Source organism: Arthrobacter sp. Soil762 (assembly GCF_001428335.1).
GTDB lineage: Bacteria > Actinomycetota > Actinomycetes > Actinomycetales > Micrococcaceae > Arthrobacter.
This window is the reverse complement of sequence record NZ_LMSG01000001.1, coordinates 848,561-860,414: the sequence shown is the minus strand read 5'-3', so window position 1 is coordinate 860,414 and position 11,854 is coordinate 848,561. Positions and strand designations below refer to the sequence as shown.

General features: G+C 66.0%; 11 protein-coding genes. 6 read left to right on the top strand and 5 right to left on the bottom strand.

Features of this window, described 5'->3' with window-relative positions; genetic code table 11:
• Positions 1–66: 66 nt before the first annotated feature.
• From ASG77_RS04045 to ASG77_RS04035, 3 genes are read right to left on the bottom strand one after another with little or no spacing between them, the layout of a single operon-like run.
• Positions 67–786 carry a GntR family transcriptional regulator gene (locus ASG77_RS04045; RefSeq protein WP_056341276.1) on the bottom strand — a complete coding sequence of 240 codons (720 nt, stop codon included), beginning with the start codon at positions 784–786 and terminating at the stop codon, positions 67–69.
• A 5-nt stretch (positions 787–791) separates the two neighbouring features.
• Entirely contained in the window at positions 792–1,292 is a 501-nt protein-coding gene (locus ASG77_RS04040) for a PTS sugar transporter subunit IIA (RefSeq protein WP_235564286.1), read from the bottom strand.
• Positions 1,289–1,591, bottom strand: coding sequence for a glucose PTS transporter subunit EIIB (locus ASG77_RS04035; protein WP_082575817.1), 303 nt, complete (start codon positions 1,589–1,591; stop codon positions 1,289–1,291). Before ASG77_RS04035 ends, ASG77_RS04040 begins: the two co-directional genes overlap by 4 nt.
• Positions 1,592–1,705: 114 nt before the next feature.
• On the opposite strand from ASG77_RS04035, the gene ASG77_RS04030 reads away from it, so the two are divergent.
• The 5 genes from ASG77_RS04030 to ASG77_RS04010 all read left to right on the top strand — a co-directional run bounded on the left by ASG77_RS04030 (position 1,706) and on the right by ASG77_RS04010 (position 8,060).
• Positions 1,706–2,980, top strand: coding sequence for a PTS transporter subunit EIIC (locus tag ASG77_RS04030; RefSeq protein ID WP_200950621.1), 1,275 nt, complete (start codon positions 1,706–1,708; stop codon positions 2,978–2,980).
• Complete coding sequence (locus tag ASG77_RS04025; RefSeq protein WP_056341273.1) at positions 2,970–4,256, top strand: N-acetylglucosamine-6-phosphate deacetylase; 1,287 nt, start codon at positions 2,970–2,972, stop codon at positions 4,254–4,256. Before ASG77_RS04030 ends, ASG77_RS04025 begins: the two co-directional genes overlap by 11 nt.
• Complete coding sequence (gene nagB, locus ASG77_RS04020) at positions 4,237–5,049, top strand: glucosamine-6-phosphate deaminase (RefSeq protein ID WP_056341655.1); 813 nt, start codon at positions 4,237–4,239, stop codon at positions 5,047–5,049. The genes ASG77_RS04025 and nagB overlap by 20 nt, the downstream gene beginning before the upstream one ends.
• Before the next feature lie 86 nt (positions 5,050–5,135).
• Positions 5,136–6,473, top strand: a complete 1,338-nt coding sequence (gene gdhA / locus ASG77_RS04015) for an NADP-specific glutamate dehydrogenase (protein ID WP_056341272.1) — start codon at positions 5,136–5,138, stop codon at positions 6,471–6,473.
• 294 nt (positions 6,474–6,767) lie between these two features.
• Positions 6,768–8,060, top strand: a complete 1,293-nt coding sequence (locus tag ASG77_RS04010; protein ID WP_056341271.1) for an ammonium transporter — start codon at positions 6,768–6,770, stop codon at positions 8,058–8,060.
• Positions 8,061–8,247: 187 nt separating this feature from the next.
• On the opposite strand, the gene ASG77_RS04005 is transcribed toward ASG77_RS04010, so the two are convergent.
• On the bottom strand, positions 8,248–9,270 hold the full coding sequence (locus tag ASG77_RS04005) for a glycoside hydrolase (protein WP_056341270.1): 1,023 nt from the start codon (positions 9,268–9,270) through the stop codon (positions 8,248–8,250).
• 92 nt (positions 9,271–9,362) lie between these two features.
• Positions 9,363–10,985, bottom strand: coding sequence for an HNH endonuclease signature motif containing protein (locus tag ASG77_RS04000; protein ID WP_056341268.1), 1,623 nt, complete (start codon positions 10,983–10,985; stop codon positions 9,363–9,365).
• 87 nt (positions 10,986–11,072) lie between these two features.
• Here ASG77_RS04000 and ASG77_RS03995 point away from each other — a divergent pair, with 87 nt between their 5' ends.
• Positions 11,073–11,849 carry an HNH endonuclease family protein gene (locus tag ASG77_RS03995; protein WP_235564284.1) on the top strand — a complete coding sequence of 259 codons (777 nt, stop codon included), beginning with the start codon at positions 11,073–11,075 and terminating at the stop codon, positions 11,847–11,849.
• The last annotated feature ends 5 nt before the right edge of the window (positions 11,850–11,854 follow it).

Genomic DNA, 11,854 nt, shown 5'->3' with positions numbered 1-11,854 from the left:
TCAGTTGGGAATCAGAGGCGGGATGACGCGGAGCCAGACGTATTGGTGCGACGCAGCAGCTTTGGCTTAGCCCGCGCCCAGCCGCATGGATACCTGGTACCGGTCGGAGCGGTACGTTGAGACGGCGTATTCGATGGGCGTGCCGGGGTCCTCCTGCCCGGTGAACGAACGGCGCCGGAAGAGCAGGACGGGTGCCCCCGGTTCGATGTCCAGCAGTGCGGCGGTCTCGTCAGGGGCGGCGGCGGCCTCGACGGTCTGTTCGGCATGCTGCACCGGGTGCCCTGCGGCGCCAAGGGCCCGGTAAAGGGACCCTGTCAGGTCTTCCGAGAGCAGCCCGGGGACCAGCGCGGGCGGCAGCCACGATTCGTCCACACTGACGGGAGCGCCGTTCGCGAGCCGCAGCCTGCGGACGCGAAAGGCAGTTTCCCCGGGCGCCAGCCCGAGGTGATCGGCGGCCGCCGCCGGCGGCAATGCCGTGGAGGCGTTGATGACCCGTGTGCTGGGTTCGAATCCGGCGGCCCGCATGTCCTCGTTGAACGAGGCCAGGTGCAGGGTGGAACGCACCAGCCCGTGGGAGACGAACGTGCCCTTCCCCTTGATCCGCACCAATGCGCCGTCCTGGACCAGGTCCGAAATGGCACGGCGCACCGTGATGCGCGAGACGCCGAACTGCTCCTCCAGCTGGCGCTCACCCAGCAGGGCATCGCCGGGCCGCATTGTGGTGGCCACCAGATGCTGGAGTTGCCTGCGGACCCAGACGTGTTTTAGTTCCCCTGCCGTATCCATGTCTCCTATTTTCCGGGAATTTTGAACAGGTGGCCGCCTGCTTCCACGCGGCCACCGGAGGCCGGAGGTTCGATGGCGTCCGCCGCGCTGTCCAGGATCACCACGGGACTGCACATGCTCAGGTCCTTTGAGCGGACCAGTGTGACGTCCACGGTGATCATGGGGTCGCCGGCGCGGACCTGGTCGCCCTTCTGCGCGAGCACGGTGAAGCCTTCGCCCTTCAGGCCGACGGTGTCGATGCCGACGTGGACCAGCACGGCAGGCCCGGACGCGTGCTGGACGATGTAGGCGTGCGGCATGACCTTGACGACCCGGCCGTCCAGCGGTGCGACGGCGGTGAGGACGCCGGCGTCGTCGTCCGGAATTACGGCGGCGCCGCCACCTACAAGCCCCTTGGCGAACACGGGGTCAGGGACCTCGCTCAGGGGAATGAGCCGGCCCGGCAGGGGGGAGACGACGCTGATGACCTGCGTCGGTGCTTCCGTACCCACATCGGGCGTGCTCACATCAGGTCCTGGATGTCTTCGGCGAGGCTTTCGGCTTCCGGACCCACAACCACCTGGACCACCGTGCCGGACATCATGACGCCGTGGGCACCCGCGGCCTTGAGGGCGGCCTCGTCAACCCGGGAGGAGTCCACCACCTCGGTGCGAAGGCGGGTGATGCACCCTTCAATTTCTTCGACGTTTTCGGCGCCGCCAAGGGCGGCGAGGATGATTTCTGCTTTGGACATGTCCACTCCTGAGTTCGTTTCGCGGTGAATGACGCCGGGCCCGGAAGCTTTTTTACGGCTTGAGGTTGACAACCGAGGTCGGCGCCCTTCACAGTGATGGTTGTCACTGGTTATAACCAGTTAGCTAGACTCTACTGAATCAAGCATCCACGCACAAGCACCACCCTCTTCGAGACGAGGAACATCATGACCACGGAAAACCCATCAGCTTCCGCCGGGGCCGGCCAGTTGGCCGCCCCGGCACCGGGCAAGGGCAAGGGCAGCGGAAAAGCGCTGCAGAACATGCAGCGCTTCGGCCGCAGCCTTATGCTCCCCATCGCCGCCCTGCCTGCCGCGGCGCTGCTTTTGCGCCTGGGCCAAGACGACCTGCTGGGCAGGTTCGAATCCCTGACCACCGTCGCCCAGGTCATCGGCGCCGCCGGCGGCGCCCTGTTCGAGAACCTGCCGCTGCTCTTCGCCGTCGGCATTTCCTTCGGTTTCGCCAAGAAGGGTGACGGTTCCACGGCCCTTGCCGCCGTCGTCGGATACCTGGTCCTGACCAACGTCTTCAAGGTCATGGCCCCGCTGGTGCTGGGAGCCGCCCCGGAGGGCGGCAAGGATCCCGTCATCAATTACGGCGTGCTGGCCGGCATTGTGATGGGCCTGACGACGGCGCTGCTGTGGCAGCGTTTCCACCGCACCACCCTGCCGGACTGGCTGGGCTTCTTCGCGGGCCGCCGCCTGGTGCCCATCCTGACGTCCTTCGCCGCGATCGTGATCGGCGTGGCCATGGCGTTGCTGTATCCGCTGTTCAATAACGGGCTGACGGCCGTGGGCAACACGGTTGCGGACAACACCGTGGTGGGCAGCGGAGTCTATGGCGTCCTCAACCGGCTGCTCATTCCGCTGGGCCTGCACCACATCCTGAACTCCATCGTCTGGTTCATCATCGGCGACTACGACGGTGCCCACGGCGACCTGAACCGGTTCTTCGCCGGGGACCCCACTGCAGGCGTCTTTATGACCGGATTCTTCCCCATCATGATGTTCGCCCTGCCCGCGGCCGCCCTCGCCATCTGGCAGGAAGCCAAGCCGTCGCAGCGCAAGATCGTGGGCGGCGTGATGCTCTCCACCGGCCTCACAGCCTTCCTCACGGGCATCACCGAACCGCTCGAGTTCTCGTTTATGTTCGTGGCCTGGCCGCTGTACGTCGTCCACGCCTTCCTCACCGGAACCTCCATGATGCTGGTCAACTTCCTGGGCATCCACCACGGGTTCGGATTCTCGGCTGGGGCCATCGACTACGTCCTCAACTTCGGCATCGCGCAGAACCCGCTATGGCTGATCCCCATCGGTCTGGCCTATGCCGCCATCTACTATGTGGTGTTCCGCTTTGTGATCCGTCGCTGGAACCTGCGCACCATGGGCCGCGAAGACGAAACCGACGAGAACGGCTCCATGGCCAAGGCCGATGCAAGCTGAGCCTTCGTCGGCCCGGGGCGGCGGGGCCGGCGGCGGGGTGGGGCTGCGGGGCCGCCTCGTCACCGGCCTCCCCGGCGATCCGGTAATCGACGACGCCACCGTGGTGATGGCCGGAGGGAACATCGTGTGGTGCGGCCCGACGTCGGACCTGCCGGACAGTTTCGACGCCGACCTCCGGCAGGTGCCGCTCATCCTGCCCGGACTCGTGGACGTGCACTGCCACGGTGCCGTGGGGCACACTTTCTCCGCGGATGCGGACGGCGCGCGCCTGGCTGCCGGCCACCACTCAGCGCAAGGCACGACGTCGGTCCTCGCCTCGCTCGTATCGGCGCCGTCGCAGGTACTGCTGGAACAGATCGAGGTGCTGCGGGACCTGGTGCAGGATGGCACGCTGGCCGGCCTGCACCTGGAAGGGCCGTTCATCACCACAAGCATGTGCGGGGCCCAGGACCCGGCAGCCATCATCGACGGAGACCCGGCGCTCCTGCAGCAGTGGCTTGAGGCGGGACGCGGGACCGTGCGGTCAATGACTCTTGCCCCCGAGACACCGCACTTTGCCGAGCTGGTGCAGCTCTGCCGGGATCACGGCGTTGTGCCTTCCCTTGGCCACACCGCCGCTACGGCTTCCCGCACCCGGGAAGTCCTGGGCGGCGTAACCGGTGGGGTTGGCGGCCCGTGGTCGGCCACGCACCTGTTCAACCGCATGCCCCCGCTGGGCCACCGCACGCCCGGACCCATCGCGGTTCTGCTGCAGGCGGCCGAGCAGTCACCCGGGCAGATGGTGCTGGAACTGATTGCCGACGGCGTGCACCTGGACCCGGAGATCGTCCGCATGGTCTTCGGGCTGGTGGGTCCCCGCTCCATTGCCCTCATCACGGATGCGATGGCAGCGGCGGGCATGTCCGATGGCCACTACACTCTCGGCAGTCTGGACGTGCTGGTCCAGGGCCGGGTGGCGCGGCTGGCCGGCACCGCAGACGCCGGTCCCGGGGCCGGTCCCGGGGCGATCGCCGGCGCGACGAGCCACCTGCTGGAGAACGTCCGCCGCTGCGTCGAGTGGGGCGTTCCCCTGGCCAATGCGGTCATGGCGGCTACCTCAACGCCGGCGCGGCTGATGGGCCTGGACCGGCCTGGCCCCAACCAGGTGGGCGCCATTGCCCAAGGGTTCCGGGCGGACGTGCTGGTGACCACCGAAGAACTTGAACTCGTGCAGGCATACCGCGCCGGCACACCACAAACCAAGGAAAGGAATGACCGTGCAGATAGTTCTGTGTGAGTCCGCCGATCACGTAGGAGCCCGCGCGGCGGACATCATCGAAGCCCGGGTCCGGCAAGGACCGGCAGTGCTGGGGCTGGCGACCGGCGGCTCCCCGCGATCCACCTACCAGGAGCTCATCCGGCGGCACCGCGAGGAGCAGCTCAGCTTCAGCCGGGTCACCGGCTTCACGCTGGACGAATACGCGGGTCTGCCGCCGGAGCACGGGCAGTCGTACTACTCCACCATCCGGCGGGAGTTCGTCGACCAGGTGGACCTGCCCCTGGAACGGCTCTTTACCCCTCAGGGGGACGCGTCGGACCTGGTGGCGGAAGCTGACCGTTATGACGCAGCCATTGCCGGCGGTGGGGGTGTGGACATTCAGATCCTGGGCATCGGGGCCAATGGCCACATCGGGTTCAACGAGCCGACGTCGTCACTTGCTTCCCGCACGAGGGTGAAGACCCTCGCCGGGGCCACGCGGGCTGACAACGCGCGGTTCTTTTCCGACGGCGATGTTCCGCGGCTGTGCCTGACGCAGGGCCTCGGGACCATCTGCGAAGCCAAACTGGCAGTGCTGGTGGCGATGGGGGAGAACAAGGCCGCCGCGGTCCGGGCCATGGTGGAAGGACCGGTCAGCGCCCACTGCCCCGCGTCGGTGCTGCAGCTGCACCGCCGGGCCGTGGTCATCCTGGACCCGGGAGCGGCTTCGCAGCTGAGCCTGCTGGACTACTACCGGGAAGCCCAGGAATTCAACGACAGGCTGGGCCAAACGCCAACAAGGCCCTGGCTCCGGCAGCCGGTCAGCCGTTGAAGTGTGTGACGCCCGTCGCATAATATTCCGCAAAATGAAATTTTGCTACCATTGTATGGAATATCTGTTGAACTAGAGGAGACGGCGTGGACGCTCGGCTTGAGGCCATCCGGAATACGGTACTGGCACGGAACCCAGGTGAAGCTGAATTCCACCAGGCAGTGACCGAGGTCTTTGAAAGCCTTGGCCCCGTCCACGACCGGCACCCCGAGTTGCTTGAAGCCGCCATCCTGGAGCGGCTCTGCGAGCCCGAACGCCAGATCATCTTCCGTGTTCCGTGGTCCGACGACTCCGGCCGCGTGCAAATCAACAGAGGCTTCCGGGTTGAATTCAACTCCGCCCTCGGCCCATACAAGGGCGGCCTGCGCTTCCACCCCTCCGTCTACCTGGGCATTGTGAAGTTCCTGGGCTTCGAACAGATCTTCAAGAACGCGCTCACCGGCATGCCCATCGGCGGCGGTAAGGGCGGCTCGGACTTCGATCCCCGCGGCCGCAGCGATGCCGAAGTGATGCGGTTCTGCCAGTCGTTCATGACCGAGCTTTACCGGCACATCGGTGAGTACACGGACGTGCCGGCAGGGGATATCGGCGTGGGCGGCCGTGAAATCGGGTATCTCTTCGGGCAGTACAAGCGCATCACCAACCGCTACGAATCCGGCGTCCTCACCGGCAAGGGCATGTCCTGGGGCGGCTCCCTGGTGCGGCCGGAGGCCACCGGCTACGGCACCGTCATCTTCACCCAGGAGATGCTGAAAACGCGCGGATCGTCCTTCGACGGGCAGCGCGTAGTGGTGTCAGGTTCCGGCAATGTGGCCATCAACGCCATTGCCAAAGCGCAGACGCTCGGTGCCAGCGTGGTGGCCTGCTCCGACTCCTCCGGCTACATCGTGGATGAGGCGGGCATCGACGTCGCGCTTCTTCGCGAGGTCAAGGAAGTAGAGCGCGGACGCCTGAAGGATTACGCAGTGCGCCGTCCCGGCGTTTCCTATGTGGAAGCCGGATCGGTGTGGGATGTCGACGCGACGGTGGCGCTGCCGTGCGCCACGCAGAACGAGCTCGACGGCGATGCTGCCGCGCGGTTGGTCCGTAACGGCCTGGTCGCTGTCGGCGAAGGCGCCAACATGCCCTCCACTCGGGACGCTGTCTCGGTGTTCCAGGATTCCGGTGTGCTGTTCGGGCCCGGCAAGGCCGCGAACGCAGGCGGCGTGGCGACATCGGCGCTGGAGATGCAGCAGAACGCCAGCCGCGACTCCTGGTCCTTCGAGCACACCGAACAGCGGCTCACCGAGATCATGGTGGGAATCCACCACCGCTGCGCCTCAACCGCGGACGAGTACGGCGACCCCGGCAACTACGTACTGGGCGCCAACATCAGCGGCTTCGTCAAGGTGGCTGACGCCATGCTCGCGCAGGGGCTCATCTAGCGCACGCTCAGCACGCGAATTCACCATGGAAACGGGCGACTCACTCCTGCTCGGCTGCGGTCCGGAATTCCCTGAATCCAAAGTTCGTTTGAGTGACCTGTGAAACTCGCGTGCCCGTGACTGAAACGTTGATTTAACCAGCCAGAAACCCATCGCGGAACTGCAGCCATACAGTTGGAACCAGACGGCAATAGCTGCCCTCCGATGAACGCGGTACTGACTCCGCGTCCCTCCTCCGGAGCGGCTCTGACGGGCAATTTCCGTTCTCTCTTCGCATCACGAAAGGGGTTTCCTATGGATTCGGGAAATGTCGCTTGGATTCTGGCCAGCTCAGCGCTGGTATGTATGATGATCCCCGCCCTGGCCCTGTTTTACGGGGGCATGGTGGGGTCTCGTCGCATTCTCAACATGATGATGATGTGCTTTGGCGGCGCGAGCCTGGTGGCAGTACTCTGGGCGCTCTTCGGTTATTCCATGGCCTTCGGAAACTCCGTGGGCGGCCTCGGACTCATCGGGGACATCACGGAATTCCCCGGCATGGGACAGTTGCTCGCCGCAGACGAGGCAGCCTCCATTCCGGTGATTCTCTTCGCGGCCTTCCAGCTGTTCTTCGCCTGCGTCACTACGGCCCTGGTTGCGGGAGCGGCAGCCGGACGTATGAAGTTCGGCGCCTGGATGCTGTTTGCCGGAATCTGGGCAACCATCGTCTACTTCCCCATCGCACACTGGGTGTTCGCTTTCTCCTCTGCTGACGGCAGCGTCACGGGCGGCTGGATCGCGAGCGGCATCAAGGCAATCGACTTCGCCGGTGGAACCGCCGTGCACATGAACGCCGGCGCTGCGGCGCTTGCACTGGCACTCGTGCTCGGCAAGAGCTCCGGCTGGCCCAAGATGGAGCACACCAAGCCGCACAGCCGGCCGCTTGTGCTCGTGGGCGCGGGACTGCTCTGGGTGGGCTGGTTCGGCTTCAACGCAGGCTCCGCACTCTCGGCCGGGCAGTCCGCCTCCGTCGTATTCCTGAACACCGCGGTGGCAGCGTCGGCCGGCCTCCTCGCCTGGGCGCTGGTTGAGCGCCTCCGCCACGGCGCAGCCACCAGCATGGGAGCGGCATCCGGCCTGATCTCGGCCCTGGTTGCCATTACGCCTGCTTGCGGCGCGGTCAGCCCGCTGGGTGCACTGGCCATCGGTGCCATCGCTGGTGCCGTCTGCTCCCTCGCCATCGAACTGAAGTTCCGCCTGGGCTACGACGATTCGCTCGACGTCGTGGGCGTTCACCTCGTGGGCGGCATCATCGGCACCCTGTTGATCGGCCTGTTTGCCACCGACGCTGCTCCGAACGCCGTCAACGGCCTGTTCTATGGCGGCGGCGTTGAATTGCTGGGTGTCCAGGCGCTGGCCACAGTCACGGTCCTGGCGTACTCGTTCGGCATCACGTGGATCCTGGCCAAGATCCTCGACCGCGTTGTCGGCCTGCGGATCAAGCCTGAGGACGAAATGCGCGGTATCGACATCGCCGCGCACTCGGAACTTGCTTACCTCACTGATGAAGACCCGGTGGAGCTCGGTTCGCCGCACCGGGCTGGATAACCAGTGGGACCTGAACTCAAATAGATATGCCCGGGCGGCGCCCATTGGCGCCGCCCGGCGCGAGCCCGGCTAAGGGCCGAACATCGGACCGGTGCCAGCAGCGGCTGGCTTATAGTTCCGCAGTTCGGCCTTTTGTCGTGCCGGCCTCGATACCCTGTTCTCGAGCCTGGCTTGGGATGCTTCGGCGTCAGATGTTTGTGCAGACGAGGGCACCGTTGTGAACTTCCAGGACGGCCCCCCGGACGTGGCTGAGGTGGGTCTTCGGGTCTGCCGCCATGGCGTCAATATCCTCGCCATTCCAGTGCGGATGTGTGAAGTAAATGATCAGGGCTCGTTCCTTGCCGTCCGCCGCTGCGTCCAGCGGCACAACGTCCGCATGCCTGCCCGCGACCGGACCGCCGTCGGCCGTTTCAGGAGCCGTCAGGATGAGGCCGTCAAGGTACTCCTGCCGGGTCCAGCCGCCAGAAGCGTCCTCGGACCGGTAGATTGCCTGGCCACGCCATTCGTCCACGATCATCCAGAACTGCCCGCCGAGTTTGAAGACTTTGGGTCCTTCGTGCGGACGCCCGGCGATGGTCAGGCCTTCGAAAACCCACGACGACGGATCGGCCGGCGTGCCGGTTACCGCGCTGTACGTGTTGGATCCGCGGGCCTCGTCCTTGTACCAGAGACGGTGCCGGCCATCACCGCAGAGGGCCACTGCCGCATCGATGACGCGGGGGGAGTCCAGATCGATAGGCCCCAGGTGTTCCCAGGTAACCAGGTCCCGGCTGGCGAACTGGACAACGGATGCGGTGCCGGTCCAGTCCGTACGGACGCCGCCGAGGACCGTCAGGTACATGATCCACTGGTCGCCGATCCGGACGACGTCGGGCGCCCACAAGGTGGCAGGCAGTTCGGTTCCCGGCGGAACCAGTCCGTCCAGGGTTCCTTGATACGCCCAAGTGAGTCCGCCGTCGGATGAGCGGGCCACTCCAATGGCCGTGCCGTGGACCCACTCGACGCCGGTCAGCCCGGTTTCCGTGGCCCGTCGCTGCGTGTAGAAAAGCACCCAGCCGCCGGTCAAGTGGTCGGGCACCAGGACGGGATCTGTGGGGCCGTCCCAGATGGGATCCCGGTAGGGAGTCCTGAAGGCATCAGCCCTGAGTGGCGAGACGCTGGATGCTGCAGGTTCACGGATTGAATCTGAAGCGGTGGCTTCGGTGCGCACGGGAATCTCCAGGTGGATGCGAAGTCAGAATTCCCTACAGCATATGCGGGAAAGTGCTTTCCCGCAGCTGCTTCCCGGCTGCGTGACAGGGCTCAGCCAGTGCCAGCGCAGGGGACTGGAGGTGCCGCACCGGCCCCAGGCTGTTGTGTCAGCCAAAGGAAGTCGGGTACGGATGGGTAAGGTGCCGGCTCTGCTTCTTGGAAGCGGCGCAGCCATTTCCGCTCCGGCTCTGGGTCTGCCGGCAGATAGCTTTCGGGCAGGGCGGGGCCAGGTTCCTTATGGGGGAGTTGGTTCACTATCTGGTTTGGCCAGATGGGTGGTTCCCAGTCGGGGTGTTCGCTGGCGTAGTGGCGGCCTGTGGGTGAAATCCAGCCGGGTGGTTCGGAGGAACTCGCCGTGGTGGGTTTCCAGGGTGTGGTGTGTTTGAGCCGGTGGTGCTTGGGGCAAGGCTGACCGAGATTGCTGATCCCGGTGGTTCCGCCCTGGTGCCAGGCGAGGAGGTGGTCGGCTTCGTTGTCCAGGGACTGGTTGTTGCAGCCGGGGAACGGGCACTTCCCGTCCCGCAATCTAAGCCATTGGCGCATCGTTTTGGGGATCCTGTAGCTGTCACGGCCGATTTCCAGCGCTGCTCCGTCGCTGGGGTCGGTCAGGACACGGTGGAACGAATCGGCGCCGTCGGCCACGAGGGCGCGGGCCATGGAGGGCGGGATGGGCCCGTACCCATCCAGCATCGCGGGTTCATCAGTCAGGCCCATCAGCGCAAACACCGGCACGGTCACGAGGACCTGGGCCTTGGGGGACGGGATCAGATTGGCATGCCCGCCCAGAAGCCAAGCGGCGGCGCTGTCGGCCCGGAGCTGAGTGAGGGTCCTGGACTCGGTGGGTCCCTGCAGGGCGCGGGCGGCGGTGGTGGCGCGATCCCCGATCCCGGAGGCCTGATCGGCCGGGAGGTAGGCGGAGAGCCAGGCCATGCCGTCACGGTCCGGGGAGTACTCAAGCCGCCGGTCCGCTGTGCTGCGGGTGTGGCGTTTTTCGATGCTGTCCGGGTGGTGGCGTTCGCGCCAGGTCCGGGCCTTGTGACGGAACCGGGACGGGACCATCTCCCCGACCGGGCCACCCCGCGCCGGGTTGAGTGCGTCGGGATCCAGGAAGTGCGCCTCCAACGCGTGCGCGGCGGCAGGATCCAGGTTGAGGGTTTCGTCGGCCATGATCCGGGCGTGCTGCCACGAAATGGTCCCTGCTTCCAGGGCGGCGAGGGTCAATGGCAGAGCGGTGGTCAGGCGGTGTGCTTCGCCCAGCAGCGCGTCACCCGTGCGTTCGCTGATGGTCAGGGCGCAGGCGACCTCGGCCACGATACCCATGTCCTGGGCGGTCTGCTCCTGAGGGGAAGTGATGGGCGCCGCGATGGTCTGGGCGGCCTCGTCGTAACCGCTGGCGGCATGGACCTTTACGGCAGCGAACATGGCTTCCATCCCCACGGTCCCCGACAGGACGGTCAGACAAAGCTCAGCCTGCCAGCGAGCCTGGTCCCCACCCGTCGCGGACGGACCAGTCGCTGAAGGGGCATCAGCCGGACCAGATGCAGCCGGGCTGGCGGCCGGGTCCGCGGCCAAGCCACCGGCCGGTTCCCCGGCCGTCCCGCGAAGCACGCCGGCCATCTGCAGAGCAGAGACCGCGATGGTCTCCAGAATCTCTGCCGCTGCCGTGTTGTCCATACCTCCATCATGTCGAGGGGGTACGACATTTAGGGTGACAGACTCCACACCCCGGCATGACAGGTGAGAACGTCCCGCGGCAGTAGCGTGTTCATCTCCGCCGCACTCCTGAAGGACCTAACCATCAACCGCTCCGCCGCCACCAAAGCACTGACGCTGTTCACCACTCTGCTTCTCGCTAGCGCCCTCACCGGTTGTGACGCCGCAGCGCACGCCGCAGCGCAGGCCGCAAACAAGGTGGCCGAAGCTGTCAGGGAAGGACCGCCGTCGGGCAACCCCGGCGAATCATCTGTGAGCCCAGCCGACGTGGCAACGGCCCTCGCCCAGCTGGAGACCATCCCGGTGAAGGGGCGTGCCCCCAAGACCGGCTACACCCGCGAGGAATTCGGCCCCGCCTGGGCCGACGTTAACCGAAACGGCTGCGACACGCGAAACGACATCCTCGCCAGGGACCTCGAAGGTGAGTCGTTCAAGCCCGGTACCCAGAACTGCGTTGTTGCCACCGGGACGCTGGCCGATAAGTACACCGGCACAACCATCAACTTCGTCCGCGGCAACACCACCAGCTCAGCCGTCCAGATCGACCACCTCATCGCCCTCAGCGACGCCTGGCAAAAGGGCGCCCAGCAGCTCAGCGCCGAACAGCGCAGGCAGCTGGCCAACGATCCCCTGAACCTCATGGCTGCCGACGGGCCCACCAACAGCGCCAAGGGCGACAAGGATGCGGCCACCTGGCTCCCGCCAAACAAGGCGTTCCGGTGCGAATACGTAGCCCGCCAGACCGCCGTGAAGGCCAACTACAGCCTGTGGGTCACCCAGGCCGAGCGGGACGCGATCGCAGGTATCCTGACAGCCTGCAGTTAGGCCTT

Coding starts and splice junctions, on each gene's coding strand:
- ASG77_RS04025 (WP_056341273.1), top strand. CDS start 2,970: ATGCAAGCTGAGCCTTCGTCGGCCCGGGGCGGCGGGGCCGGCGGCGGG.
- ASG77_RS04045 (WP_056341276.1), bottom strand. CDS start 786: ATGGATACGGCAGGGGAACTAAAACACGTCTGGGTCCGCAGGCAACTC.
- ASG77_RS04030 (WP_200950621.1), top strand. CDS start 1,706: ATGACCACGGAAAACCCATCAGCTTCCGCCGGGGCCGGCCAGTTGGCC.
- ASG77_RS04010 (WP_056341271.1), top strand. CDS start 6,768: ATGGATTCGGGAAATGTCGCTTGGATTCTGGCCAGCTCAGCGCTGGTA.
- ASG77_RS04000 (WP_056341268.1), bottom strand. CDS start 10,985: ATGGACAACACGGCAGCGGCAGAGATTCTGGAGACCATCGCGGTCTCT.